This is a genomic window from Streptomyces sp. NPDC057697 (assembly GCF_042799335.1).
Lineage (GTDB): Bacteria > Actinomycetota > Actinomycetes > Streptomycetales > Streptomycetaceae > Streptomyces.
Map to the genome: position 1 here is coordinate 435013 of NZ_JBHVJA010000004.1, position 24906 is coordinate 459918.

The window sequence follows — 24906 nt, forward strand, 5'->3', positions numbered from 1 at the left end:
CGGGCCGGGGCGCGGCCGGTACACGGCTCACGGCCCCGGCTCCACGGCCGGGGCCGTGAACGAGATCCAGCTGTCCGGCGGCAGGTCCGGGCGGCCCGGCACCGCCCTGCGTTCCTCGGTCCACGCCTCGCCCGCGATCTCGGCGGCGGCACGACGCCAGAACCGGACGGCGGCGGCGTTGCGCTCCTGGAAGGCGACCGCCCACGGCCCGGGACAGGTCGCCACGACCTCCCGGACGGCGCGCAGTCCGAGCCCCGTCCGGCGTGCGCCACGCACCACGAAGAAGCTGTTCAGCACGCGCGTCGGTCCGTTCAGGCCGCGGACGAGAGCGAGACCCGCGGGGCATCCGCCGCTGACGAGGAGATAGGGGGCGTAGTCGGCGTCCGTGAACGCGGCGTGGAGCCGGTCGCTCCGGAAGGTTCCGTCCGGGGCGGGCAGGACACCGTCGAACTCCGACATGTCGTGCCGGAACATCAGCCAGAGGCGCTCCATGGCCGGTCGGTCGGCAGGATCGGCGAGGCGCAAGGATGCGTGGTGCACGGGCAGGCCGGTCATGAATCTCCTCCACGTTCTGCGGTGCGGCAGTGACGGCGGCGCCCTCGGGACCGCTCGGCCGTCGCGGCCCGGCGGCTGCCGCGCGGTGTGTCCCGGCCTGCCCCCGGGACGGGCCGGGACACAAAAAAGCCTCCGTGGCGGAGGCGTGGCCCGGCCGGGAGGCGTATGTGCTGCCAGGCAACGTATCAGATCCACAAAGGCGTTCCTCGCGCGCACCGGACCGGTCGACGAGGAGCGTCGCGCCGTGGACGCCGGGCATTCCGCGTGCGGACGTGACACCGCCGCCCCGGGCCATGCCCGTGGTCCGAAGGCCCCTGTCGGGGGTGGTGCCGGTGACACCCCGCACATGGGCCCCAGACGGCCTGACCCTCCGTCGGCCGCGCAGCAGACTCCTTTCCAGCGCCGACGAGGGACCTGTCGGCACCGATCACGGACGGGGAGAGCGATGACCAGTCACACACGCCGAAGGATCCTCCAGGGAGCGGCACTCGCGGCGGCCGGAAGCGTCGTCGGAGGGTACGGCCTCGGCCGCGCCGCGACCGCGGCACAGGCCGCCGGCTCCGGTGCGGCGGCCGGAGGCGGCGACTCGTTCCCGTTCCTGGCGGGCGCCTTCGCCCCGGTGACCGAGGAACTCACCGAGTTCGGCCTGGAAGTGACCGGCCGGATCCCGCGCGACCTCGACGGCCGCTATCTGCGCACCGGCCCCAACGCACTGGGCATCGAGGACCCGCGGGCCCACCACTGGATGATCGGCGACGGCATGGTGCACGGCGTGCGGCTGCGCGACGGGCGCGCCGAGTGGTACCGCAACCGGTGGGTCCGCTCCTCGCAGGTGGCGCGGAAACTGGGCGAGCCGTACCCGGGCGAGGTACCGCCGGACGACTTCGCCTGCAACACCCATGTCATCCCGTACAAGGGGCGCATCCTGGCCCTCCAGGAGAGCGGACCGCTGCCGTACGAACTGGACGGCGAGCTGAACACGGTGCGCCCCTACGACTTCCGCTCCACGCTGGAGGGCGCGTTCACCGCACACACCAAGTACGACGCGGTGGCGGACGAACTCCACGCGGTGGCGTACTACCCGACCTGGAACCATGTGCGGCACCTCATGATCGACCGGACCGGCCGGGTGGCACGGACCACCAGGATTCCGGTGGCGGACGCGCCGATGATGCACGACTTCGCCCTCACGAAGAAGTACGTGGTGATCGTCGACCTGCCGATCACCTTCGACCCGGCGGCCGCCGAGGCGGGCGCGCTCGTGCCGTACGTCTGGAACCCGGGGCACCCGATGAGGGTGGGGGTGATGCCGCGGACCGGCGGAGCCACCCGCTGGTTCGAGATCGATCCGGTGTACTACTCGCACACGCTCAACGCCTATGACCAGGGCGACACCGTCGTCATGGAACTCACCACCATGCCCGCGCCGTTCTACGCCGCGGGCCGGGGCAACGGAGGGCCCTCCGCGACCGGCACGCCCGTACTGGACCGCTGGACCATCGACCTGCGTGCGGGCCGCGTCCGCACCACCCGGATCGACGACCTGCCGCAGGAGTTCCCCCGCGTCAACGAGTCCCTGGTGGCGCGTCGGCACCGCTTCGCGTACGCGGCGAGCGCGGCGGAGATGTGGCGCGCCTACGAGACGGTCGACGGGGTGCCGCCGGACGACAAGTTCACCAACTGCCTGGTGAAGCACGACATGCTGCGCGGCAGCCGGCAGGTGCACCGGTTCCCGCCCGGGGCGGCGGCCGGGGAACCGGTCTTCGTGCCGCGCCGCGGGGCACGGGACGAGGACGACGGCTACCTCCTGTCCTATGTGCACGACCCCGACCGCGGCGCGAGCGACCTGGTGATCCTCTCCGCGCAGGACTTCACCGCCCGCCCCCTGGCCCGCGTCCATCTGCCGGGGCGGGTTCCGCTCGGCTTCCACGGGAGCTGGGTGCCGGACGCGTGAGCCTGGCACCCCGGAGGCGAAGGGCGGGGCAACGGCTTCTCCCACGCCGCGGGCCGTTGCCCCGCCCGTCCGGCGGGAAGCCGGTGATCAGCGGTAGTCGTCCGCCGAGCCCTTCTTCCCGCCGTACGTGACGTCCTCGAAGTACGCCCATGCGTCGGGCCGACTGCCGTCCACGTCCCGGACGTCATAGGTCCGGGCGAGTTCCGCGCTGGAGGTGGACTTCCCGTTCCAGCGCGCGGCCCGGTCCGGGTCGGCGGCGAGGGCGGCGATCGCGCGGGCGAGGTAGTGGGGCGACTCGGCGATCGCGAAGCCCGGCTCCTGGGCGATGGCGTCGCGCCAGTTCTCCTCCCGCACGCCGAAATGGGCGAGCATCTGCTCCGAGCGCAGGAAGCCCGGGGAAACGGCGACGGCGGTGCCCCCGTACTCCGCCAGTTCCTGGCCCAGTCCGAAGGCGATGCGGATGGGGGCGTTCTTCGCGAGGTCGTAGTAGAGGTTCTCGCGGTACCGGCGGTTGGAGGCCGCCGTGCCGTCGGTGACCTCCACGTGCAGTGGTGCGTCCGAGCGGACCAGGAGCGGGAGGGCGAGCGCCGCGGTGATCACGTGCGAGCGGACCCCGAGTTCGAGGATGCGCAGGCCGTCGGCGAGCGGCGTCTCCCAGCTCTTCTTGCCGAAGACGGATCCGGTGAGCAGATGCTCCCCGCCCCAGAGGTCGTTGACCAGGATGTCGAGCCGTCCCTGTTCGCGGTCGATCCGCCCGACGAGGGCGCGTACCCGTTCCTCGTCCAGGTGATCGGTGGGAACGGCGATGCCGGTGCCGCCGGCCGCCGTGACCAGTTCCGCGGTCTCCTCGATGGTCTCCGTGGCCCGGCCGACCTCACTGACATGTTCGCGGGTGGTCCGGCCGGTGACATAGACGGTGGCGCCGGAGCGGCCGAGTTCGACGGCGAGGGCGCGTCCGGCGCCTCGGGTGGCTCCGGCGACGAGCGCGATCCGACCGGCGAGCGGGCCGTCGTGGCCGGTGGTGGGCTGGGTGTGGGTGTGCTTGCTCATGGCACTACGGTGCACGTGAAAGGCGACAGATCATGTCGTCTTTTCTTCCGGGTTTCCCGTGTGTCCCTTCGGCGCGTCTCCGGGGCCGCGGTGCCGGTGTCGTCCGCCGAACCTGGGCCGTTGGCTCTTTCCGGCGCCCGGCGCCCGGCGGGCGGTGGCAGAATGCCGACATGGTTCTGATCAGAAAGGCCGATGCCGCGTAGGCGTCCGAAGGCCGTCCGCGCCGAGCGGTGGCGGCCACCCGGATATGTCCGGGTCTCTCGAATACCGCGCGTATCGGCCCGCACCCGCGCAGCGGTGCGGCGGGTCGAGGCCGACCACCTCTGGCCGGACGCGGTGGCCGATGCCCTGAGCCGGTTCGAGTGCGCTTTCATGCAGCCGGGACGCTTCCTGACCGGCCCCGGAGAGAGCCCCGGCATCGAGATCGAGGACGCCCGGGACGACCTCGACGTGGCGCTGCGTTATCTGCCCGCAGGGGCCCGCGCCGACCTGGGCCGTCTGGTGGAGCGGATCGACGCGGAGTTCGAGCGCCGTACGCTCCCGGACCCGGGTCGGGCGAGCGAGTGGACTGCCGGGCGCTGGTGGTGGTGGCGCATTCGGGAGCGCTGATCCGGGCGGTCGGCGGACCGGGCGAGCGCGGGCTTCGGGGCGGAGGGCGCCGTCAGGAGCAGACGTGACGGGGGCGCCGGGTGAGAGGACGCCGCGACGGCGCGTGGGCGCGGCCGACGGTGGCGGTCATCTGCCCGCGGTCACGGCCTTGAGCTCGTCGAGCGCGTCCTGGATCAGTTCCGGCAGGTCCTGCCGGTTCGACTCGTCGATCCAGCGCACGAACGCGATCTTGAAGACGGTCATCCCCGCTTCGGCGGCGAGGCTCGCGGTCGGCTCCGCCACGCCACGTCGGCGCAGAGCGTCGGCGAGCGTCGACGACAGCGAGGCGAGCTTGATCAGCTCGCGTTCCTGGAGTTCGGTGTGGGCGTCGATGACGGCCTGGCGCCGACGGGCGAGTTCCCGGCGCTCCTGGAGCGGACCGGCCGTGGCCCGGAGGGCTGCGGCTATCGCGTCGATCGGCGCCGCGGTGTCCGTACCGGCGTCGAGTGCGGTGACGAGGGAGTCCCGCAGCGCGCTGGAGCCGAACAGGACCTCGCGCTTGTCCGCGAAATGACGGAAGAACGTGCGCTCCGTCAGCCCCGCGTGCTCGGCGATCTCCTTGACGGTGGTCGCGTCGAACCCGCGCTCACTGAACAGATCCAGTGCCGCCTGTTCCAGGCGCCCGCGTGCGTTCGGCTCCCATCGTCCCATGCCCCGATCATAGCGACGACAGTCCCTGTCATCACCTGTTAGGCTGATGTCAGTCCATGACATCGTCGTCCGTGGTCGCGCCGCCCGGCGGCGCAGGCCGTGGCACAAGGAGGTCCTTCGTATGCGTGTCTTCGTCACCGGAGCGTCCGGCTGGATCGGCTCCGCTCTCGTCCCCGGCCTGATCGCCGGCGGGCACCGGGTCGTCGGCCTCGCCCGTTCGGATGCCTCCGCCGACGCGCTCGCCGCGGCCGGGGCCGAGGTGGTCCGTGGCTCCCTCGGCGATCTCGACGTCCTGCGGGAGGCGTCCACCGCGGCGGACGCCGTGATCCACCTGGCGTTCGACCACGAGGTCGCCTTCGCGCAGGGCGACTTCGGGGCCGCCGCCGATGCCGACCGACGGGCCGCCGAGGCGATGGGGGAGGCGCTGGTCGGCACCGGCAAGCCGTTCGTCCTCGCCTCCGGTACGCCCGTCGAGGCGGGCCGCGTGGCGACCGAACGCGACGGGCACGCCCGCGTCCCGCTCGACGCCGTCCCGCCCGAGGCCGTGGGCATGGTGACCCGTCTCGCCACCGCCGAGCGGGTGCTCGACCTCGCCGCCCGGGGCGTCCGCTCGTCCGTCGTACGGCTGCCGCGCACCAACCACGGCGAGGGCGACAAGGGCTTCGTCGCCTCCCTGGTCCGCACCGCCCGTGACAAGGGCGTGGCGGGCTACTACGGCGACGGGTCCAACCGCTGGCCGGCCGTCCACCGCCTGGACTCCGCGCACCTGTTCCGCGTCGCCCTGGAGACGGCCCCGGCGGGATCGACGCTGCACGCCGTATCCGACGAGGGCGTGTCCCTCCGGGAGATCGCTGACGTCATCGGTCGCCATCTGGACGTTCCCGTGGCCGCCGTTCCCGCTGAGAAGGCCGCCGAACACTTCGGCTGGCTCTCCGCGGTGCTCTCCATGGACCAGCCCGCGTCCAGCGCGCTGACCCAGGAGCTGACGGGCTGGCGGCCGGTGCGTCCGGGGCTCATCGAAGATCTCGACCAGGGCCATTACTTCCGCACCGCGACCGCCTGAGGCGCGGTGCGGGGCCACGGTGTCCGGAGCGGGCGGCAGGAGCTCCCGACGCGGCACGCACCGGGCGTTTCCCGCGTGTGCCCGGCCCGGTCGTGGCGCGCGCGATACGACAGGCTCGTGACCGACGGGCTGCCTGCGCTCGACCGGGCCGACACCGGGATCGTCCGGTCCGGCCGCCGGCCGAGGAGCCGCCCTCGCCCCGGCGCCTGCCGCGCGCCCCCACGGGGCAGCCTCCGACGACCTCGCCGCATGCCCTCTTCTCGCAGCTCCGGGCCGACCCGGATGCGCTGGGCCTTGCCCACGGACCGGTGACGTGGCCACCAGGCCGGAGCCGGTACCGACCCACCTGCGCATGTCTCCGGTCCGCAGCGGCCGCGCCGCCCTGCACGCGTCGCCGGGCACGAGCCATGGCCGTGCCACCCCACCGTGGTAGCCGCTCCCCGAACGCACCGCCGCAGTACGGGACCCGCCGAGGTCTTCCCGCGCCCGCCGAAAGGCGCTCCGGGCGCATCACCGGCAGTACGCGGCGTCCGTCGTTCATGGCAGCAGGGCGGCGGCGAGCTCACGCGGACGGGCGGCGAACGGGCTGTGGCTGCCCGACAGGGTTCGTACGGTGAACGGACGCTCCGGCATGGCCCGGTCGGCTTCCGCGATCATCAGGTCCTGGACGGGCGGCGTCAGCGCCCGGTCCTCGGCACAGCGCAGGAAGACCCGGGGAATCCGCCCCCATCGCGAGGAGGTCACGGCGACCGGTGTGAGGGGGATCGCCGGCGGGAGGTCCGGGCTCAGCGCCGTGCGCCAGCGGCCGAAGCGCTCCGCAGGGGTGTCCTGGTAGTGCGTCTGCCGCAGCTCTTCGACATAGGCGGGATCGGGCGAGAGCGGGTTGATCCGGAAGGCACCCAACTCCTCGGGATCGCCCAGGTGGAGGCCCTGGCCCCGGGCGGCGGCGTTCTCGGGGGAGCCGATGTAGTCGGCGAACCGTGGTCGTCCGGCGGGGACGAAGGCCGACAGGTAGACGAGCGTGTCGACGAGTTCGGGCGCCCGCTCGGCGGCCAGCGACGCGGGACCGCCGCCCGCGCTGTGCGCGACGAGTACGACCCGCTGGTACCGGCGGGCCCGGCGCAGGGTGTCCAGGACCACCTCGGCGCAGTCGTCCATCGTCACGGTGGCGAGCGCGGACTTCTCGGTGAGCAGGCCCGGCTGACCTGGCAGCAGATACCCGCTGGGCAACGGCGCGTCGAAGCCGTGCCCCGGCAGGTCGACGGCCACGCTCGCGGCGCCGAGCCCGGCGAGTGCGCGCTGCGTCGCCGCCCACTGTCCGGAGCTGTGCCAGGCGCCGTGCACGAAGACGAATATGGTGTGGTCCGGGGAGAGTTCGATCATGGACCCATTCCATGCGACCCGACTCCGGTCATCCAGAGAAAGATCTGACACACTGGCCCGCGATACTCCGGAGATATCGCCAGGAGGCCGACGTGGAGGCGCGACACCTGCGGTACGCGCTGGCCCTGGCGGAGCACGAGCACTTCGGCCGGGCGGCGGGCGCCCTCGGCATCGCGCAGCCCCCGCTGTCCAAACAGATCGCCGACCTCGAACGCGAGGTGGGGGCCCGGTTGTTCGAGCGCACCCGGCGGGGAGTGTTCCCTACGGCGGCGGGCACGGCCTTCCTCGCCCGTGCACGCCGAGCGCTCGACGAGATCACGGCGGCCTCGGTCGACGCCGCCCGGGCCGCACGCGGCGAGACGGGCCGTCTGCGCCTCGGGTTCATCGCCTCGGCCCTGCTGGAACCCCTGCCGGACGTCCTCGGCCGGTTCGGCCGCGAACGGCCCGACGTACGACTGGAACTCCACGAGATGGCGAGCAGTCGGAGCACGGCTGCCCTCGTCGCGGGTGGGCTGGACGTGGCGATCACCCTCGGACCGCCCCGGAGCATCGGTGCCGAGCGGCTGGTGTCCGTACCGATCGGACACGACCATCTGATCGCGGTCGTGTGCGACAGCCACCCCTACGCCGGGCAACCGTCGGTGGACGCGGCGCAGTTGCGGCAGCAGCCGCTGGTCGTGGCCTCCGGGGAGGACGAACCCGCCGTCGTCGCCGGGTTGCACGCCCTGCTGGGCAAGGACTCCCCGGCCCTCTCCGGCGCGACCGTCGCGAGGGACATGCACACGATCATCGGGCTTGCCGCCTGCGGGGTGGGCGTCGGGCTGGGACCCTCGCGCATGCTGTCGGCGCCGCGGCCGGGCACCTGGTTCTGCGAGGTGGTCCCTCGTACACCGCTGCCCGATCTCGTTCTGTCCTTCGCCGCGCAGGACCGCTCTCCGGCGCTGAACGCCTTCCTCGACGTCATCCGCGGGAACTGCCCGGACGTCGGTGCCGCACTCGACCACCGGCTCGGCGCGCGGTGCGGAAGCCGGCACGGAGAGACCCGCTGATCACCGGCCTTGCTCCGGGGGAGCGGTGGGCGGCCGGCGCGTGATCAGGCAGGCGGCCGGATGGCTTCCGGGGCGGTGGGGGAGGGCTGGACCGGCTGTTCCCAGAGGCCCGACAGATTGGCGTGGAGGACGTCGTGCGCCTCCTGCGGGGTGAGATGGCCGATGAGGACGTGGGTGGTGAGGCCGTCCGCCAGGGCGAGGAGGGTGCGGGCCGCGCGCCGCGGATCGAAGGGCGCGGAGGGGGCGACGTCCTCGCGAGCCTCCTGGACGAGCTGGGTGAACGCCTCTTGCAGGGCTGCGTAGTTCGCCTTCACCGTGCGTGCGAGCGACGGGGTGACAGCCGCCTGCGCGACGAAGGCGAGCCAGACCCTGGCCTCGGCGCGGTGCTCGTCCCGGAGCAGTGAGACCTCGGCGGCCGCGTGCCCGAGGGCGGTGGCGGCGGACTGGGCCGGGCTCCTGACGAGACGGGCCCGTACGCGCTCGCCGACCCTGTGGCCGATGTGCCCGAGGGCGAACACGAGCATCTCCTCCTTGGTACGGAAACACCGCTGGACGGCGCCCATCGACACCTGCGCGGACGCGGCGACGTCGCGAAGGGTCACACCCTCCAGCCCGCGTTCGTCGGCGAGGCGGCAGACGGCCTCGGCGATGACGCGGCGCCTGCTCATGTGATCGACCTGCCTGGGCATGCCCGGCCGCCTTCCTGTTCCACAACGCTTCCATGACGCTTCCGCCGCACGGTGCCCGGTGACACGGCGGGGTCCGCTCCCCGTGCCTGCTTCCCGCGCGTCTGCTCCATCCCGCACTTTATTCGATGCGACCGCATCGGTTCCAGGGGTACTGTTCCGATGCAAGTGCATCGGAACGTGAGTGAGGAGTGGCACCCATGCGGGACGCCCTGTGGAAGATGTCGGCCGCCGAGCAGGCGGAGGCTGTGCGGAGCGCGGAAGTGTCGGCGGTCGAACTGGTCGACAGTCACCTGGAGCGCATCGCCGAGGTCAACCCGCGGGTGAACGCGGTCACGCAGCTCCTGGCGGAGCGCGCACGCCGGAGCGCGGCTCGGACGGACCGGAAGCGGTCCGCGGGCGAGACACTCGGACCGCTCGCGGGCGTGCCCTTCACGGTGAAGGAGAGCACCGCCGTCGAAGGCGTGCCGACCACGTTCGGGACGGAGCGCTTCCGTGATCTGGTGGCGTCGGCCGACGCGCCTCCGGTGGCCCGGCTGCGCGCGGCGGGGGCCATCCCCATCGGACACAGCAACATCCCCACCCTCATCCTTGCGGGGATGCACACCCGCAGTGAGCTGTTCGGCGACACGCTCAACCCCTGGGACAGCAGCCGGACGCCGGGTGGCTCCAGCGGCGGCGACGCGGTGGCGGTCGCCACCGGCATGGCGGCGCTGGGGCTCGGCAACGACTCCGGCGGGTCGGTGCGTGTTCCGGCCCAGTTCTGCGGTGTGGCGGGGCTGAAGCCGTCCACGGGCCGCTACCCCGCCGACCACCGCGTTCTCGGGCCGGACGACCCGGGCCCGGCGTCCCAGGTGCTGGTCACCGACGGCCCGCTCGCCCGGCGCGTGGGTGATCTCCGGCTCGTCCACGAGGTGCTGGCCGGGGCGGATCCGCGAGACCCACGGGCCGTTCCGGTGCCCGCCCACGGTGAACCGCTCGCCGGACCGCTGAAGGTCGCGGTCGTGGCGGACCCCGGCGGGCACGGCGTCCACCCGACTGTGTGCGACGCCATCGAACTTGCCGCCGACGCGCTTCGCGACGCGGGGTACGACGTGCGCGAGGTGCGGGACGTACCGCGGATGGACGAGGCCCTGGACGCGTACGACCGGATCACCATGACCGAGTTCGCCCCGAACTGGCCGGCGGTGCGCAGACTGCTCGGCAGGGGCGGGGACCGGTACATCGGGATGGTGATGGAGCGGACCCCGCCCGTGAGCGCGGACGAGCTGATGAAGGTGATGGGCACGTGGTTGAACATCCGCCGCTCATGGGCCGAATTCCTCGACGAGTACCCGCTGTTGCTCGGCCCGGTGTTCACCGAGCCGCCGGTCGAGCCGGGGCTGGAGTCGCGTGACAGACAGGGCAGGGACCGGGTCGGCTCGGGAATGCGCCTCTGTACGGTGACCAGTTTCGTGGGCGTCCCGGGCGTCGCTGTGCCGACCGGCACGGCGGGAGGACTCCCGTCCGGGGTACAGGTCATCGGCCGCGCGTTCCGGGAGGACCTGTGCCTGGACGCGGCCGAGGCGATCGAGGACCGGCTAGGGGTCCTTGCCCCGGTCGATCCGTGGGCGGGAGACCGGGCTGACCGATCCTCTGAGTCCCCGCGCCTCTGAGTTCTCGCGCCTTTGAGCCCCTGTGCCGTCGAGCCTCTCGCGCCGTGAGCTCTTGGGCGGTGGCGGGTGTGCCCCGGTCCCCGGACGACTGCCGGCTTCCGGCCGGGGACGGCCCTTGGCGGTCGGCTCCGGAAGCCCTTCGGGGGTTGATCAGGCTGCCGGGGCGATGGACGATTCCTGGTGTCGGTCGACGGTTGTGTGTCGGTCGAGCCGGGCCGGCAGATCGTCCAGGTCGGAGGCGGTGACCTCCGCCGGAACGGCCGTGCCGCGGTGTTGTAGCGGTCCTCGCGTGCTCGGAGCCGGTCCCGGACCGTTGCCGGTCATGGGTCGGGCGGCAGGAACAGGCGAGGCGGACAGGCCGATCAGCAGAAGTGGATCACAATCCCACGGGGCCCTGCTCATCCCGTCTCGCGGTGGGGATCCAGGGCGGTGAGATCTGCCTCCGACAGGCGCAAGGAGCCGATGGCCACGTTCTGGGCGAGGTGGTCGAGGTCGCCGGTGCCGGGGATGGCCAGGACGTGGTCACCTTGGTGCAGCGTCCACGCCAGCCGGATCTGGGCCGCGCTCACGCCGTGGGCGCGGGCGACGGAGTGCACCTGCGGGTTGTGGTCGGTGGTCGCGCCGGCGGTGCGTCCGGTGCCGGCGATCGAGTAGAACGGCACGAACGCGATGCCCCGTTCACCGCAGAGGTCCAGGAGTTCCTTCTGCTCGGACGATGCGCCGATGCCGTACATGTTCTGGACGCAGACCACCGGTGCGATGGCCTGGGCCTCGGCGAGGTGGTGGGGGCGGATGTTGGACAGGCCCAGGTGGCGGATGAGTCCGGCCTCGCGCAGTTCGGCGAGTGCGCCGAAGCGCTCGGCGATCGAGTCGGTGCCGACGATGCGCAGGTTCACCACGTCGAGGTGGTCGCGGCCGAGTTGGCGCAGGTTCTCCTCGACCTGCCCGCGCAGTTGCCCGGGTGTGGCGTGCGGAAGCCATTGGCCCGAGGGGTCGCGGCCCGGACCGACCTTGGTGGTGATGACGAGGTCGTCCGGATAGGGGGCCAGTGCCCGGTTGATCAGTTCGTTGGCCGAGCGCAGCGGTGAGAAGTAGAACGCGGCGGTGTCGATGTGGTTCACGCCGAGCTCGGCCGCGCGGCGCAGCACACGGATCGCCTGGTCGCGGTCACGTGGGACGGCATCGTCCGCGAATGCCTCGCCGTGCTGGGCCAGGCGCATCGCGCCGAAACCGATCCGGTGGACCGTCAGGTCGCCGAGCTCCCAGGTGCCCGATGCCGCTGCGGTGATCGTCTGTGAGGTCATGGCGGGATGATCTCCGTAGGGTAGGCTGGCCCACCATTGATTCATACATGCCTGAATCCATTGAGGAGTGGCTGTCCTGGCGGAGCTGGCGTTCTCGACGAGCGATCTGGCGCAAGTGCGGTTCGCCGTCTCGCCGATGTGGGAGGTCGCGCCCAGCTTCCGATTGCTGAGGTCCGACACTGCGCATCCCGTCCACCGGACCTGGGCCGACCAGGTACGGCCGCGCCTGGTGGCCGCAGGGCTGGACCGGGGATGGCTCAGCGAGCTGATCCCGCCCGGTGGCGGCTACGTCCCCGACTTCCTCAACCCGGCCCCCGCCGGACCGGCCCCCACCCTGGCGGCAGAGCGGGCCGCGATCCGGGCCGCACCCGCCGACCGGGTCCGCCAGGACCTCGACCACCTGGCCCGCCACCAGGGAACCCTCGGCCGCCGGCTGCGAGCCCTGCACAACGACCCACAGGGCCTCCTGCCCAAGGCCACAGAGGAAATCGAAACCTACTGGGAACTGGCACTCGCCCCCTACTGGGCACGAATCCGGGCCGTCCTGGACACAGACATCCTCCACCGGGCCCGCATGGCCGCCGAGCACGGCACCGGCCATCTCCTCAACGACTTGCACACGTCGCTGAGCTGGGACAACGACGTGCTGCGGATGGCCCGCCGAAAGCAGCCACTGACCCGCACGACGGCAGGCACGGGACTACTGCTGATCCCCTCAGCCTTCACCGGACCAGAGCTGCGCACCCGAACAACGCCGCCGGATCCACCCCAACTCGCTTACCAGGCACGCGGTATCGGCTCACTCTGGCAGGCACGGCCCGTCATGCGAGCCGACACCCTCTCCGCCGTACTGGGCCGCTCACGCACCCTGCTGCTGACCGAGTTGGAGAACCCGGCCTCCACCACACAACTGGCCCACCGCACCGGGCTCTCCCCAGCCGGGGTGTCCCAGTACCTCACCGCGCTACGCAACGCGGGCCTGGTCAGCGCCCATCGCGCCGGCCGCTCCGTCCTCTACGCCCGCACCATCGCAGCCGAGACTCTCCTCCAAGCGGCCTCCACCTGACCTCGTGTCAACCCCCGAAGGACTTTCGGAGCCGACCACTTAGGCTGGGGCCATGACTGACAGCGACACGTCGCGGACCGGCTCCGACGTCGAGGAACTGGTCGGTGACGCGGAATTGCCCGCATCCCTGCTCGTGGCCGGGCTCATGCTGGAAAAGGTGGAGAGCCCTCCGTCGATGGCCTGCTGGACCGGCTCCTTTCCGCGCCCGGCCGGCTCGCACCCGGCCGGGGTGAGCCTGGTCGTCGAACCGGCGGCCGCGCCGGGGGAGTCCGCCCTCCGACTCGCTCATGACGTCGTGAGCCGTTTCGACGCCTTGGTCGATCAGGCCCTGGAACACTGCCGCGCACGGCTCCGGGACCGGTGCTTCGCGCTCACGACGGAGGAACTGGGCTGGCTGGACCTCCCTGAACTTCCGCTGGGCGCTCCCGAGGCGACGGTGTGGACCGACCGGACCTGGGCGATCCGATTCGCCGAGAGCAGGTTCCGGCTGGGAGACCCGTACGGAATTCTCGTGACCTTCGACGGAACGCGGCCGGTCGACATCGAGGGCCTCGACGACGAGTGAAGAGCCGCCCGCCGGAGGCGAGCTGACCGAGGCCCGCGGCCCGCAGATCTACAATAAGGTCGTCTGCGGCGTCTGCGGCATCTGTGGCATCCGCGGCGTCTGCGAGCGCGCGGACTTCCTGCTGAAGCCACCTTCAAGGCACCGCGCCGGGTCGGCCGCGATCCCCGGAGCGGGACCGGGCGGGCTTGGCACTCCGGGCCCGTCCGTGCCGAACGCGCCCTTCTACTCAGCCTGGTTGGACCAGGTCAGGAAGTCCGCCCAGAACGTTGCGGTGGCGTCAGCGACCTGCCGGTCCTCTTCGGTGCTGTCCTGCGGGCCGCCGAACTCCTGCTGCACGTAATCGATGAGGTCGTATCCGTAGGGGACGATGTCGGCGCCCAGGATCGACAACACCGGGTGGGCAAACGTTTCCCGGCCAGCTGGCAGATAGCGGTGGGAGTAGACCGGCACCAGCTGCGGTGCCGACGCCAAGTGCGCCCGCGCGACGGTCGCGGCGTCTGCCTGACGGGCGGGGCGAGTACCCCAGCCCGGATGCCAGAAGTCCGCCTCCGCCACTGCGAACAGTACGTCCTCGACCGGCCTGCCGAGCCAGGAACGGAGCAGGGCGGCATCGCCGTAACGCCAGTCGGGCCATCCCCCTCCCGCAGGCAGACCCACCGCGAGGAAAGCGCGGTGGTCGGCGGCGAACGCGAACCCGAACCGCGCTTCGACACCGGTCAACTCCTGCTCCGACAGCCCCGGACGGATCTCGGCGCGCCCGAGCCGGGCCAACAGGCGCGCGGCCTTGGAACCGATCCGTATCCCGAGCTCATCCACCATTTGGGCAGGCTACAACCCCATGGCCGCCTTCGAACGAAAGGGTCGCTTGGACTCGGTCTCCTGGCCCCCGTCCAGGGCTCGCGGACGAACGGTTCGGGCCGCCGCCCACCCTGCGCTGACAGCCTCCTACCAGGGGACCCGCCCGTCAGGAGGGCCTTTGTCTCCCCGGCCTCCGCGCGGATGTGAAAGCTGCCGAGCCGCAGGGCACAGCGCAGTCGCACCTGGCGTGTCGGGCGGGTGCGTGCCGGTCACAGGCTCGTGAGGAGGCCGTCGAGCGGGGCGGGTACCTGGCCGGGGCCGAGGCCCTCCACCAGGAGGTGGCCGTAGCGGATCTTCCGCCCCTTCTTCGTGCCGAGGAAGCGCCGAAGCTGTTGCTGCCGGGGCCGGCCGTCCTGCGCGGGCTGGCGCACGAAGGTCTGCCAGGCCCGCAGGTCGCCCTCCACCTCGATGATCTCCTCGACCCGCTCCGTACCCAGTGCGCGGATGAGCTCGTCCTCCAGATCCGCCACGCATACGAAGACGCCCTCGCGCGGCGCCCGTGCCTGCTCCAAACCCCGTTCGTAGAAGCCCTGTTCGCCCACGTCGCACAGCCCCGTCAATCGCAGGCCGAGACCGGGCGGCCCGAGCAGACCGGCGTAGCGGCCGACGCTCATGGCCCCGCCCATCGCCACGACGCACACCCCCTCGGCGGCGAGGTCCCGGCCACGACGTGCGGCCAGCACTTCGACGGCCGCGAGGTCGCTCGGTCCTTCCAACAGCACCGCCGTCCGCAGCCCCAGCCCCACGGCCAGCTCACCCGCGGGTGCACCGGGGCCACCGGCCGCCCAGTGGTGGAGCGCGTCATGAAATGCCTGCATGTCCGCCATGCGGTAAGTCTGCACGTGCGCCGACCGGCGCGGCACGCGATTAAGGCGCAACGCTTCCCGGCCTTCGCCGGGAGCGCCGCTTCCGCAGTCCTCGTGGCGCGGCTCAGTGGGCTGCTGACACGGCGACCAGGGCCAGGAGGCCGGACAGGCCCATCTCCTGGCCACAGGACTCTTGTTGGGGAGGAACAGGCTCCGAGGACCGATGGAAGGGGAGGGCTGTCGAGAAGGAAGGACCAGCGCAACTACTGCGCGGCGCTGCGTCGCCTCGCGAAGGAGCACGGGTGGACCTGTACGGACTGGCATCCCGAACGCATGCAGTTGTGCGCGGCGCCGCTCGGTGTGGACTCCGAGAAAGCCATGGCGCCGGACGCCGTGAGCGGCACTCTGGACGGCCGTTGGTTCAGTGTCTTCGACTGCGTCACCAACAGTCCCACGGCCACCCGCACCGTCTACCTCGTCCAACTGCCCGCCCTGCTCCCACTGGTGGCGGTGAGTCGGCACCCGCCGGCCGTGGACACCATGATTCCGCCGCTGAAGCGGCTCGTCACCGAGCGCCCGGACCGGGAGCTGTACGAGATCGGTGACCCCGCCTACGACACCGGTCATGTGGTGGAGACCGTGGAGCTGGAGGTGGCGGCACGGCTGCTCACCCCGGCCGTGCGCGAGTGACCCGGGGTTGTGGGGCGAGTCCACGGAAACGGCTCCCGGTGTCGGCGAGGGCAGGGCGGCGGCGGTAACGGAGAAGGACAGGAATTCCGGCGGCCCCGGAGGCGGTCCGGCGGATGCCGTGCCCACGGCCGCGTCGGGCACTGTGCCGACGCCCACGTCGTCGGCCGGGTCCATGTACAGGGCGCGCGGGCCCAGTTGACCGCCCTCGACGCGGCGAGTGGCGAGGAGCTGTGGCACCGGGGCTCCACCGCGAACCAGTTGAGCTGCTGCACGCCGAGCGTCGCGGACGGCATCGTCTGCGCGGGCACCGGCGCCGGTGGGTTCTACGCCTACGACGCCGCCACCGGTGAACAGCGTTGGGGCGCGCAGGCCGCCGGTGTGGTCGACAACACTCCGGCGCTGGCCGAGGGCATGGTCTTCGTGGGCGACAGCCACGGTGGGGTGTACGCGGTGAACGGGAACGACGGTGGGCTCATCTGGCATCTGCCGAATCGTTACGGTGCCTCTTCGCCGGTGATCTGCGGCTCGCACGGCTGGATCGTCGGCGCCACGGACGGGCGAGGTCTGTTCAAGCTCGGGCTCAGCACGGGCGCGGTTCTGTGCCGTCATGCCTTGGACGGCAGTGGGGCCGGCCCCGTCCTTGCCGACGGGGTCATCTATGTCGGCACGTACGCCGGTACGGTGCTCGGGCTGGACGCCGAGAGCGGCCGCTAGCCCGCCCGGGCGCGGCACAGGACGCGTCGCTGACCCGGACGGATCTCGCAGTCGCCCTCATCCGGTCCGGTCGGCCGGATCGCCGCTGTGGTGCAGCGCGCTGATCCCGTGAGGCGGCTCAGTGTGCCCGACCACCGGGGTGTTCACTTGGGCTCGACGGCCCGAGCCGAAGGCGGCCCCCGTCGAAGGCGGTCCACTCATAGGGCAGCCCCGCTCATATGACGGCCCGAGCAGTCCGAGTCGAAGGCGGCCCGGGCCGGAGGCGTCAGGCCTGAGAGGCGGGGCCGGGCGGCAGGTGGACGGTCATGATCAGATGGCAGGTTTCGCTGCCGACGCCGCGGTAGGCGTGGGGGGAGTCGCCGTCGAAGGCGGCGGTCTGCCCGGCCTCGACGGTGTGCTCGGCGTCGTCGACCACCAGGACCATCCGGCCGGAGGTGACACTGACGGTCTCGACGACCCCGGCCTGGTGAGGATGGCTGGGGTACTCCTCGCCCGGCCGGAGCTGCCAACGCCAGACCTCGACCGGCGCCGGGCCCGATGTGGTCAGCATGAGCCGGGCCTCACTGCCCTTCCCACCGGTCCACAACGGCATCACGGTGTCGGCGGACACGACACGGACTCTGCCCTCCGTCCGCCCTTCCATGAGGGCGGACACGGAGACGCCGAGGGTATCGGCCAGCCTGACCAGGGTCGCGAAGTTCGGGTTTCCCTGAGCCTTCTCCAGCGCTACCAGGGCGCCCTTGCTGACCTTGGCCCGTCGGCCGAGTTCGTCCAGGGAGAGCCCGGCGCGGGTGCGTGCCGCCCTGACGTTGTGCGCGAGCGTCCGCAGAGCCGCGTCCGTCTCGGTCATCCGATCACTTCCTTGCAGGTGGACCACTGGAATGCACCGCACGGTCGTTTGGTTGACACAGGGCGGTCGGTCCGTTGTACGGTTCGGTCGTTTCGCTGAATACTAGGGGATGTGTCGTGATCGCTCTGCTGCTGGCACTGGGCAGCTCCCTGGCCTACGGGTGCGCCGACTTCCTCGGTGGCCTCGGCGCCCGCAAGGTGCACGTTCTGCGCACGGTGATGATCGCGGCCCCGGCCTCTCTCGCGGTCGAGCTGATGCTGTGGCCGGTGCTCGGCGCGTCGTTCGGTGCCGGAGCCCTCGGTTGGGGCGCCGCCTCCGGGGTCGCCTCGGCCGCCGCGTTCTCCCTGCTCTACCGCACCCTGGCGATCGGCCCCATGAACGTGCTCTCGCCGGTGACGGCGCTGGTGTCCGCCGTACTCCCTGTCGGTGTGGGCCTGTTCCAGGGCGAGCACCTCGGGGCCGCCGGACTGGTGGGACTGCCGCTCGCACTGGCCGCGGTGGTGATGGTGAGCGCCGGTCACGGCGCGGGGTCGGCGCGGCCCCCGCGTAACGCGCTGCTGCTGGCCTTCGGTGCCGGTGCGGCCATCGCCCTCCAGCTGGTCTTCCTGCACCAGGCGCCGTCCGGCAGCGGTGTGGCGCCACTGATCGTGGGCCGGGCGGTCTCCTCCGCCATCACCCTCGCCGCGGCGGGACTGATGTTCCGCAGACTCGGGTCCGAGCGGCCCGCCTACGCGGTATCGGCCACCGCGGGAGTGCTGGACTCGGTGGCGAACCTGCTGTTCCTCATGGCCGTACGCAGTGGGGACCTCGCCGTCGTCGCCGTCATCACCGCCCTCTACCCGGCGGGTACGGTCCTGCTCGCCCGCAGTGTGCTCGCCGAACGGATTCACCGCGGCCAGCTGGTCGGGCTCGGCACCGCAGCCGTGGCCGTCAGCCTGCTCGCCCTGACCTGAGCGGACCCGGCAGCCCGTTCCACGGCCCGGAGCGGGTACGGGACGCCGGGCACCGGGTACTCGGCCGGCGCGGCGGTCCTTGCCCCTTGCCTCCTGCGCCGAGCCGAGGGGCTGAAGGGCCTGAGGTGGCGGAGCGAGCAGCACCAGGACGCCCGTCGCCCCTGAAGGGGGAACGGCCGTCAGGAGGGCCGGCCGTGTCGCGTACTTCCCCGACCACCTGCGGAGGCTACGACGTGGGGGCCGGGTCCACGTTCCATTCGGCGGGCAGATCGCCGGAGCAGAAGACGCAGACGAAGTCGTCCTCACGCACGATGTTGTGTTCCGCGCAGTCAGGGCAGCGCCGGAACACCACCTCGTGGGTGAAGCCGGACGGGTGGCCGAGCCCCGCCCGATCCAGCGCCTGGGCGACCGAGGGCCAGGAACCGGCGTCCGGGCAGTACCCCGTCGAGTGGTTGCTGACGTAACTCGCCGCCCACCGGCCCGCGTCGTGGACGAAGCCGATCTCACCCGCGCTCAGAACCTCCCCGCCTCCGGCACACACCACATGCTCGCTCCGTCGCGGAGCCAGACGAAGCACACCGTCCACGCCGACCACAAAGGTGAACGGCTCGGAGAACTCCGCCGCCGAGCGCTCAGTGGCCCAGACGCCGAAGTCCGTCGTCGAGCGGATCCGGCGGCCCCCACTGCCGGGCCGGACCGCCGCTTTGAGATCGACCGGACCGACGTACCGGTAACACCGCCCCCGCATGCTCATGCGCTTCAGCCTCAAACATCTTGCGGCAGGCGGTGGTTGGGCAGGACGGAGCCGGGCCCTGTGACGTCGTGGGTCCTGCGGCGGGGGCGTGGTCGTGGAGGGCGGTGACGGGCCGGACCGTGTACGGGAGACCGCTGCCGCGTTGCCGTCAGCCGCACAACCGCCTCAAGCCTTCCTTCGCGCGGCCGACCTGGCGGCCTGCTCGATCTTCGCGCAGTGGGCCGCGCGGGCCTCCTCGTCGATCTGCTTCTCGTGTTCGGCGCGCAACCCGGTCCGGCCGTCGAGGCCCTCGCGCAGGATGTCGGCGTGCCCGGTGTGCCGGATGGACTCGCCGAGGACGTGGACCATGACGGCGAACAGGTTCGTGCGGGAAAAGGGCTCCGGCCACCATGGCACGTGGCCGGGGGCATCGAGGGAGAGCTCGCTGATCGTCGCGTCGGAGTGTTCCCATGTGCGCCGGTAGAACTCGATGATCCGATCGCGGGTCTCGTCCTCGGCTGCCCATTGATCGCTGCCGTCGGAGTCCTGCCACCGGGACAGCGGTTCCGGGGAAGGGCGGTCGAAGACCTCACCGAAGTACCGGGCCTCGACGGTGGCCACGTGTTTGACCAGGCCGAGGAGGTTGGTTCCGGTCGCTGTCAGAGGTCGGCGGACGTCGTATTCGGACAAGCCGTCGAGCTTCCAGAGCAGCGCCTTGCGGTCCCGCCGCAGTCTCTCGTGCAGGTTCTCTTTCGCGAATTCATCGATCATGCGGCACGAGCCTGCCATGAGCTGCGCGCGGTCTCAAGATCCCTTGTGTGGTCCACAACGACCGGCAGGGCCAAGACCTGGCCCCGGCCGCCGCCTGGCGTGTGCCGCGTCCCGGTCCGCCCTTTCGGCAACGCAAAGCGTTTCTTGAACAGGGCGGAGTAAGGAGCCGAAGTCGTCGCGGTATTCGCCACCCGTTCCCGGAAGAAAGTCCGGTGAAATTCAAAGCCGCGGGTTCTGCATGCGGCAGCGCGCGGGCCCACAGGGGCGCCGTCCTCGGCGCCTCGCCCCCCAATTGGCTGGGGTCGCCGCAGCGCCGATGCCGCAGCCGGGTGTGCGCCGCCGTGGCCGAGCGGGGCGAACACCGTGACTTGTGCGTGACGCGGCCGGGCACTCTCATCGCGGCCTGAACCCTCTCTTAAGAGACCCCTAAGAAAGGGAGGAAGCGCTGCAACGGATGCGTCGGCAGGTATTTCAGGAGTTAAGTTACCGGCTGTCGAACGGCTTTGCGGCCGTGCAAACCATGGCCTCGCCCCGGGCCGGGTCACTGCCGTTCTCCGACGCCGCCGTGACCGTCGGCACAAGGACTCAGCCGGATCCAGTCATGAACCGGTGCCCGGGGCAGCACCGACCAGGAAGGAAACTCTGCCGTGGACAGCAGGTCAGCCAGGGGAGTTGTCCGTATCGCAACCGTGCTGGACGCTCTGCCGGACGGTCTCGTGTTCGTCGACCACAACGGCCTGGTCGTCAACGCGAGCATCAGCGCCCTCGACATGTTCGAGACGCCTGGCGCCGGGCTCTTCGGGCTCCACCTCTTCGATCTGCTGCCGGACTGCGGTTCGTTGCTGATCTCCGGTTCGCAGCGCCGCGCCGAGGCCGCCGACGACCGGAGAGTCCGTACCCGTCCGACCAGAATGACGGCACGGCGCACGGACGGCACCGAGTTCCCGGTCGAGGCGGCGGTCGCCGGTATGGAGGACGGGCGCGAGGCATACGACGTGTACGGCGCGGGCAGCGGCGACGAGTTGGTCGTGATCGTCGTACGAGACCTCACCGGCACGCTCGACACCGAGGCGCAACTCATCCGCTCACAACGTCAGACCGAGATGATCCTGCGCGCCGCGGACGAAGGATTCGTCGGGACCGACGCAGGCGGCCGGGTCGTCCTGGCCAACCCGGCCGCCGCCCGCATTCTCGGCTACCGTGCCAGCGAACTCAGCGGCCAGGAGCTGCACCCGTTGGTGCTGCACTCGCGCCCGGACGGCCGGCCCCTCCCGTACTCCGAGTCAGCACTTGCCGACACCCTCGGTTCCGGCCGCAAGCACCGGGTCCGGGGGCAGGTGCTGTGGGCGAAGGACGGAGAACGGGTGCCGGTCGACCTGACCACAGCGGCGGTCCACGACGGGGGCCGGCTCGTCGGCGCGGTCATGACGTTCACCGACCGCAGGCCGTACGAGCAACTGGCCGAGCAGCACGCGGCCGATCTCGCCGCCCGTGCCGAGCGGCATGCGGTGGAACTGAAGCGGCAGCAGGAGCGGTACGCGGCACTCGCCGCCCGGTACGAGCAGCTGATGGCCGAGCGTGGCGAGTCCCCGACCGGTACCGACCGCGAGCTGGCCCCCGCCCGTCAGCTCCCGACCACCCCGGTACGGGAGCGTCCGGCGCAGAGCCTTGCGCCTGCCCCGATAGCCGGGTCCTGGATCATCGGTGCGGCTGTAAGTGCCAGGCTCGGCAAGCGAGTTGTCGAGCAGGCAGAGCGGCCCGCCCCGGTGCGCCTGGCGAACCAGCGTGCCCTCGCGCCCACCTCGCTTCGCTCCGACGCAACCGGCGAGACCGTCCGGCCGGCCGATCTCCACGATGTCAACGGCTCCAGAGGCCCCGGCGCCGCGAGCGCTACGGACGGAGGGGCCTCCTCCCCGTCCCGCCGGCCGCAGCGCCCCCGGACCGCCTGGGCAAGGACCGGCACGGGTGAACAGCCCCAGGGCGGCGAGGCACGGGTACCAAGCCGATCTCTCGACGGCTCGGCCGAATCCCAGGGAACGCACCGCTACGGTGACGCTGCGCAGAACAGCATCGCGAGTCTCCTCGCAAGGATCAGGAGCCGTCCGGTCTGAGCGCGTCCCCCCGCCCGTACAGGTGCCCGCATGTGCATACGAAGGTGCCCGCAGGCGCATGTGCGTACTCACGAGTGCGTCTCCGGGCTCGCAGTCGTTCGAATCCGAGGTGCTGCGTCAGGGGGATCGAGTGTCACGCTCGTCGTCGCCTCCAGCAGGCCGTCGAATGGCACGGATGCTCTAGAAACGGGACTCCTTCCTCGCCGTAACGGGTGACAGCGGAGGCAATGCGGGATGCATGTGCGAATTTGTGGGGGAGGCCAAGTGCTACGGGCGGGGCCCGCCCAAACGTCCCCGTTCGAGGGATGGTCGCCCGTTCGGCCGTGTGCTCCGAGAGTTTCCGGCCAACCTGAACGCCTGGTCGCTCCGTGCGGCAATTGCGCGGCGCCGGCACGTGCCGCGCGGTGTCACGGTGATGGCAATGGCCCGATTCCACATGGCCACCGACTCGCCGCCGACGCACCGTGCCAGGCTGCCGTCCACCGCGGCGCCCCCCGCCTCGTTGCGGCCCAGCAGCCCAGCAGCCCAGCAGCCCAGCGGCCCAGCGGCCCAGCGGCCCAGCGGCGCGCGCGTCCGCCATCCGACAGCGAGGAACCCCCCATGACCGACGACTCCACACCACAGGTGCTCACCGGCGGCTGCCTGTGCGGGCACATCCGCTTCGAGGCCACCGGCGAGCCCTACGACCCCCACCTGTGTTCCTGCCCCCACTGCGCCCGCTTGTCCGGCGGCCCCTTCATGGGCTGGGTCGGTTTCCAGCGCACCGCCTTCACCTGGACCGGTCCCGGCACGCCCGCCTCGTTCCGTTCCTGGCCCACGTTGGAACGCTGGTTCTGTCCGGTGTGCGCCACGCCCCTGGGTGCGGCGGGCGACGGCGACGATCTCCTCGGTGTCTGTCTCTCGGCCCTGGACGACTGCGACGGGATCACCCCGGTCGGCCACAGCTTCCGCGAGCGGACCCCCGCCTGGCTGCCGCCCATCCCCTCCACCCGGCCGACGACCTGATCCGGCGGTCCCCGGGCTCCTTCAGGGCCGCCGTATCAGGTCCTCGGCGTACTCGGTCCGATGGCGCCCGGCCGGCTCCGTTCGCGCGATGCCCGGGGGTGGGAGAGGCTCGGTGAGGGCCGCCGGGCCACATCGCCCGCCGCGGCCGTTCCGTGTTCGCTCCGCCGTACCGGAGGTCAACTCGTGTCGGCATCGAAGAACTCCCAGGTCCACCTCGTCGGCGGCGGCATCGCCTCGCTCGCCGCAGCCGCCTTTCTCGTACGGGATGCCGGGGTGCCCGGCGAGAACGTACACATCCTGGAACAGCTGCCGATCCTCGGCGGATCGATGGACGGTGCCCCCGCGCCGACCGCCGAGGGCGGATACGTCACCCGGGGCGGCCGGATGTTCGAAGAAGAACACTATGTGTGCCTGTGGGACCTCCTGGAGACGATTCCGACCCTGGACGACCCGGCCATCTCGGTACGACAGGAGATGCTCGCCTTCAACATCGAGCACCCCACGAACGCCAAGGCCCGGATCATCAACGGCGACCGCACGATCGCCGACGCCTCCCGGCTCGGTCTGGACGCCCGCGACCGCGTCGACATGACCCGGCTGCTCGCGCTCCCCGAGCGGGTGATCGGCGCACGCCGTATCGACGACTTCTTCCAGCCGCACTTCTTCGACACCAACTTCTGGTGCATGTGGCGCACGACCTTCGCCTTCCAGACCTGGCATTCGGCGATCGAGCTGAAGCGGTACTTCCTCGCCTTCGTCCAGGAATTCGACCGTATCCACACGTTGTCCGGGGTGCGGCGCAGCAAGTACAACCAGTACGACTCCGTCATCCGTCCCATCCAGGAGTGGCTGACCGCCCAAGGCGTGCGGACCGAGTTCGGGGTGACCGTGGCCGACGTGGACTTCTCCGACCCCTCCGCGCGCAGGATCTCCCGGCTCCACCTGGAGCGCGACGGAGTCGAGGCGGGAACGATCGAGCTGGGCGAGGAGGACTACGCGTTCCTGACGATCGGATCGATGACGGCCGACACGACGTACGGCGACCGCTCCACCGTCCCGGAGCTGATCCGGGACAGGCGTGACGGCTCCTGGCGGCTCTGGGAGTCGATCGCCAGGAAGGCCCCGGACTTCGGCCGCCCTACCGCGTTCTGCGGCAACATCGACGAGACCAAGTGGGAGTCCTTCACCCTCACCATGACCGGCAGCACCCTCCTGGACCGCATCCAGGAGTACACCGGAAACGTCCCCGGCGAGGGCGCCCTGATGACCTGGAAGGACTCGCGCTGGCTCCTCTCGGTGGTCGTACCGGCCCAGCCGCACTTCCGGGACCAGCAGGAGAACACCTACACGTTGTGGGGGTACGCGCTGTTCGGCGACGTCCCCGGGGACCATGTGCCCAAGAAGATGGACGACTGCACCGGTGCCGAGATCCTCGACGAACTCCTCGGCCATCTCGGTTTCGACGACATCGCCGACGAGGTCCGGGCGACGACGAAGGTGACCACGGTCCAGATGCCCTACATCGACGCCCAGTTCCAGCGGCGCGCCGTCACGGACCGACCGCTGGTCGTCCCCGAGGGAGCCGAGAACTTCGCGTTCCTCGGCCAGTTCGTCGAGATCCCCGAGGACGTGGTCTTCACCGTCGAATACTCGGTCCGGGCCGCCATGATCGCCGTCCACCATCATTTCGGCGTCGACAAGAAGATCCCGCCGATGTACCACGGCCTCGCCGATCCGAAGGTCGCCTGGTCCGCGCTGAGGACCGCCTTGGCTTGATTCCGCAGCG

The 24906-nt window shown here is 71.3% G+C and carries 23 protein-coding genes and 1 pseudogene; 13 read left to right on the forward strand and 11 right to left on the reverse strand.

Annotation, left to right across the window (positions count from 1 at the left end; genetic code table 11):
- Positions 1–27: 27 nt before the first annotated feature.
- Positions 28–555 (reverse strand): GNAT family N-acetyltransferase, encoded by a 528-nt coding sequence (locus tag ACFVFH_RS15100; RefSeq protein ID WP_383767757.1) that lies wholly within the window; start codon positions 553–555, stop codon positions 28–30.
- A gap of 445 nt (positions 556–1000) precedes the next feature.
- Between ACFVFH_RS15100 and ACFVFH_RS15105 the strand changes: the two genes are divergently transcribed.
- Positions 1001–2509 (forward strand): carotenoid oxygenase family protein, encoded by a 1509-nt coding sequence (locus ACFVFH_RS15105; protein WP_383767759.1) that lies wholly within the window; start codon positions 1001–1003, stop codon positions 2507–2509.
- Between the two features lie 87 nt (positions 2510–2596).
- Here the strand turns inward: ACFVFH_RS15105 and ACFVFH_RS15110 are convergent, their stop codons facing one another.
- A complete protein-coding gene (locus ACFVFH_RS15110) occupies positions 2597–3559 on the reverse strand; it encodes an SDR family oxidoreductase (RefSeq protein ID WP_383767762.1) in 963 nt (320 codons plus the stop codon).
- A 297-nt stretch (positions 3560–3856) separates the two neighbouring features.
- Between ACFVFH_RS15110 and ACFVFH_RS15115 the strand changes: the two genes are divergently transcribed.
- A complete protein-coding gene (locus ACFVFH_RS15115; protein ID WP_383767765.1) occupies positions 3857–4168 on the forward strand; it encodes a hypothetical protein in 312 nt (103 codons plus the stop codon).
- A 126-nt stretch (positions 4169–4294) separates the two neighbouring features.
- Here the strand turns inward: ACFVFH_RS15115 and ACFVFH_RS15120 are convergent, their stop codons facing one another.
- A complete protein-coding gene (locus tag ACFVFH_RS15120; RefSeq protein WP_383767768.1) occupies positions 4295–4858 on the reverse strand; it encodes a TetR family transcriptional regulator in 564 nt (187 codons plus the stop codon).
- A 121-nt stretch (positions 4859–4979) separates the two neighbouring features.
- Between ACFVFH_RS15120 and ACFVFH_RS15125 the strand changes: the two genes are divergently transcribed.
- Positions 4980–5921, forward strand: a complete 942-nt coding sequence (locus tag ACFVFH_RS15125; protein WP_383767770.1) for an SDR family oxidoreductase — start codon at positions 4980–4982, stop codon at positions 5919–5921.
- A gap of 537 nt (positions 5922–6458) precedes the next feature.
- Here ACFVFH_RS15125 and ACFVFH_RS15130 read toward each other — a convergent pair.
- Positions 6459–7304 (reverse strand): alpha/beta fold hydrolase, encoded by an 846-nt coding sequence (locus ACFVFH_RS15130; protein WP_383767772.1) that lies wholly within the window; start codon positions 7302–7304, stop codon positions 6459–6461.
- A 92-nt stretch (positions 7305–7396) separates the two neighbouring features.
- Between ACFVFH_RS15130 and ACFVFH_RS15135 the strand changes: the two genes are divergently transcribed.
- Entirely contained in the window at positions 7397–8353 is a 957-nt protein-coding gene (locus ACFVFH_RS15135; RefSeq protein ID WP_383767775.1) for a LysR family transcriptional regulator, read from the forward strand.
- Between the two features lie 44 nt (positions 8354–8397).
- Here ACFVFH_RS15135 and ACFVFH_RS15140 read toward each other — a convergent pair whose 3' ends face one another.
- On the reverse strand, positions 8398–9042 hold the full coding sequence (locus ACFVFH_RS15140; protein ID WP_383767778.1) for a TetR/AcrR family transcriptional regulator: 645 nt from the start codon (positions 9040–9042) through the stop codon (positions 8398–8400).
- A gap of 197 nt (positions 9043–9239) precedes the next feature.
- Between ACFVFH_RS15140 and ACFVFH_RS15145 the strand changes: the two genes are divergently transcribed.
- On the forward strand, positions 9240–10694 hold the full coding sequence (locus tag ACFVFH_RS15145; RefSeq protein ID WP_383767780.1) for an amidase: 1455 nt from the start codon (positions 9240–9242) through the stop codon (positions 10692–10694).
- Positions 10695–11092: 398 nt separating this feature from the next.
- Here ACFVFH_RS15145 and ACFVFH_RS15150 read toward each other — a convergent pair whose 3' ends face one another.
- A complete protein-coding gene (locus ACFVFH_RS15150) occupies positions 11093–11998 on the reverse strand; it encodes an aldo/keto reductase (protein WP_383767783.1) in 906 nt (301 codons plus the stop codon).
- A 67-nt stretch (positions 11999–12065) separates the two neighbouring features.
- Here ACFVFH_RS15150 and ACFVFH_RS15155 point away from each other — a divergent pair, with 67 nt between their 5' ends.
- Together ACFVFH_RS15155 and ACFVFH_RS15160 are read left to right on the forward strand one after the other, a co-directional pair.
- Entirely contained in the window at positions 12066–13064 is a 999-nt protein-coding gene (locus ACFVFH_RS15155; protein ID WP_383767786.1) for an ArsR/SmtB family transcription factor, read from the forward strand.
- A 52-nt stretch (positions 13065–13116) separates the two neighbouring features.
- A complete protein-coding gene (locus tag ACFVFH_RS15160; protein ID WP_383767789.1) occupies positions 13117–13629 on the forward strand; it encodes a hypothetical protein in 513 nt (170 codons plus the stop codon).
- A 222-nt stretch (positions 13630–13851) separates the two neighbouring features.
- Here the strand turns inward: ACFVFH_RS15160 and ACFVFH_RS15165 are convergent, their stop codons facing one another.
- On the reverse strand, positions 13852–14448 hold the full coding sequence (locus ACFVFH_RS15165) for a hypothetical protein (RefSeq protein WP_383767792.1): 597 nt from the start codon (positions 14446–14448) through the stop codon (positions 13852–13854).
- A gap of 248 nt (positions 14449–14696) precedes the next feature.
- Complete coding sequence (locus ACFVFH_RS15170; RefSeq protein ID WP_383767794.1) at positions 14697–15314, reverse strand: TOPRIM nucleotidyl transferase/hydrolase domain-containing protein; 618 nt, start codon at positions 15312–15314, stop codon at positions 14697–14699.
- Positions 15315–15686: 372 nt separating this feature from the next.
- On the opposite strand from ACFVFH_RS15170, the gene ACFVFH_RS15175 reads away from it, so the two are divergent.
- Complete coding sequence (locus ACFVFH_RS15175) at positions 15687–15983, forward strand: hypothetical protein (RefSeq protein ID WP_383767797.1); 297 nt, start codon at positions 15687–15689, stop codon at positions 15981–15983.
- 195 nt (positions 15984–16178) lie between these two features.
- Positions 16179–16697 carry a PQQ-binding-like beta-propeller repeat protein gene (locus ACFVFH_RS15180; RefSeq protein ID WP_383767800.1) on the forward strand — a complete coding sequence of 173 codons (519 nt, stop codon included), beginning with the start codon at positions 16179–16181 and terminating at the stop codon, positions 16695–16697.
- 265 nt (positions 16698–16962) lie between these two features.
- Here ACFVFH_RS15180 and ACFVFH_RS15185 read toward each other — a convergent pair whose 3' ends face one another.
- A complete protein-coding gene (locus ACFVFH_RS15185; RefSeq protein ID WP_383767803.1) occupies positions 16963–17547 on the reverse strand; it encodes a helix-turn-helix domain-containing protein in 585 nt (194 codons plus the stop codon).
- Positions 17548–17663: 116 nt separating this feature from the next.
- Here ACFVFH_RS15185 and ACFVFH_RS15190 point away from each other — a divergent pair, with 116 nt between their 5' ends.
- The gene (locus ACFVFH_RS15190) at positions 17664–18500 is read left to right on the forward strand and encodes an EamA family transporter (protein WP_383767806.1); all 837 of its coding nucleotides are present in this window, start codon (positions 17664–17666) and stop codon (positions 18498–18500) included.
- A gap of 226 nt (positions 18501–18726) precedes the next feature.
- Here ACFVFH_RS15190 and ACFVFH_RS15195 read toward each other — a convergent pair whose 3' ends face one another.
- Together ACFVFH_RS15195 and ACFVFH_RS15200 are read right to left on the reverse strand one after the other, a co-directional pair.
- Entirely contained in the window at positions 18727–19254 is a 528-nt protein-coding gene (locus ACFVFH_RS15195; RefSeq protein WP_383767809.1) for a hypothetical protein, read from the reverse strand.
- A gap of 165 nt (positions 19255–19419) precedes the next feature.
- Complete coding sequence (locus tag ACFVFH_RS15200; RefSeq protein WP_383767812.1) at positions 19420–20004, reverse strand: DinB family protein; 585 nt, start codon at positions 20002–20004, stop codon at positions 19420–19422.
- 647 nt (positions 20005–20651) lie between these two features.
- On the opposite strand from ACFVFH_RS15200, the pseudogene ACFVFH_RS15205 reads away from it, so the two are divergent.
- The 3 genes and pseudogenes from ACFVFH_RS15205 to ACFVFH_RS15215 all read left to right on the forward strand — a co-directional run.
- Positions 20652–21617: pseudogene (locus tag ACFVFH_RS15205) on the forward strand (PAS domain-containing protein); the annotation flags it as partial.
- A 1098-nt stretch (positions 21618–22715) separates the two neighbouring features.
- Complete coding sequence (locus ACFVFH_RS15210) at positions 22716–23120, forward strand: GFA family protein (RefSeq protein WP_383767815.1); 405 nt, start codon at positions 22716–22718, stop codon at positions 23118–23120.
- Positions 23121–23303: 183 nt separating this feature from the next.
- Positions 23304–24896, forward strand: a complete 1593-nt coding sequence (locus ACFVFH_RS15215; protein ID WP_383767818.1) for an oleate hydratase — start codon at positions 23304–23306, stop codon at positions 24894–24896.
- Positions 24897–24906: the final 10 nt, after the last annotated feature.

Bases quoted from the DNA above. Each gene is read 5' to 3' on its own strand.
- ACFVFH_RS15100 (WP_383767757.1), bottom strand. From the start codon at position 555: ATGACCGGCCTGCCCGTGCACCACGCATCCTTGCGCCTCGCCGATCCT.
- ACFVFH_RS15105 (WP_383767759.1), top strand. From the start codon at position 1,001: ATGACCAGTCACACACGCCGAAGGATCCTCCAGGGAGCGGCACTCGCG.
- ACFVFH_RS15110 (WP_383767762.1), bottom strand. From the start codon at position 3,559: ATGAGCAAGCACACCCACACCCAGCCCACCACCGGCCACGACGGCCCG.
- ACFVFH_RS15120 (WP_383767768.1), bottom strand. From the start codon at position 4,858: ATGGGACGATGGGAGCCGAACGCACGCGGGCGCCTGGAACAGGCGGCA.
- ACFVFH_RS15125 (WP_383767770.1), top strand. From the start codon at position 4,980: ATGCGTGTCTTCGTCACCGGAGCGTCCGGCTGGATCGGCTCCGCTCTC.
- ACFVFH_RS15130 (WP_383767772.1), bottom strand. From the start codon at position 7,304: ATGATCGAACTCTCCCCGGACCACACCATATTCGTCTTCGTGCACGGC.
- ACFVFH_RS15140 (WP_383767778.1), bottom strand. From the start codon at position 9,042: ATGCCCAGGCAGGTCGATCACATGAGCAGGCGCCGCGTCATCGCCGAG.
- ACFVFH_RS15145 (WP_383767780.1), top strand. From the start codon at position 9,240: ATGCGGGACGCCCTGTGGAAGATGTCGGCCGCCGAGCAGGCGGAGGCT.
- ACFVFH_RS15150 (WP_383767783.1), bottom strand. From the start codon at position 11,998: ATGACCTCACAGACGATCACCGCAGCGGCATCGGGCACCTGGGAGCTC.
- ACFVFH_RS15160 (WP_383767789.1), top strand. From the start codon at position 13,117: ATGACTGACAGCGACACGTCGCGGACCGGCTCCGACGTCGAGGAACTG.
- ACFVFH_RS15165 (WP_383767792.1), bottom strand. From the start codon at position 14,448: ATGGTGGATGAGCTCGGGATACGGATCGGTTCCAAGGCCGCGCGCCTG.
- ACFVFH_RS15170 (WP_383767794.1), bottom strand. From the start codon at position 15,314: ATGGCGGACATGCAGGCATTTCATGACGCGCTCCACCACTGGGCGGCC.
- ACFVFH_RS15185 (WP_383767803.1), bottom strand. From the start codon at position 17,547: ATGACCGAGACGGACGCGGCTCTGCGGACGCTCGCGCACAACGTCAGG.
- ACFVFH_RS15195 (WP_383767809.1), bottom strand. From the start codon at position 19,254: ATGAGCATGCGGGGGCGGTGTTACCGGTACGTCGGTCCGGTCGATCTC.
- ACFVFH_RS15200 (WP_383767812.1), bottom strand. From the start codon at position 20,004: ATGATCGATGAATTCGCGAAAGAGAACCTGCACGAGAGACTGCGGCGG.
- ACFVFH_RS15210 (WP_383767815.1), top strand. From the start codon at position 22,716: ATGACCGACGACTCCACACCACAGGTGCTCACCGGCGGCTGCCTGTGC.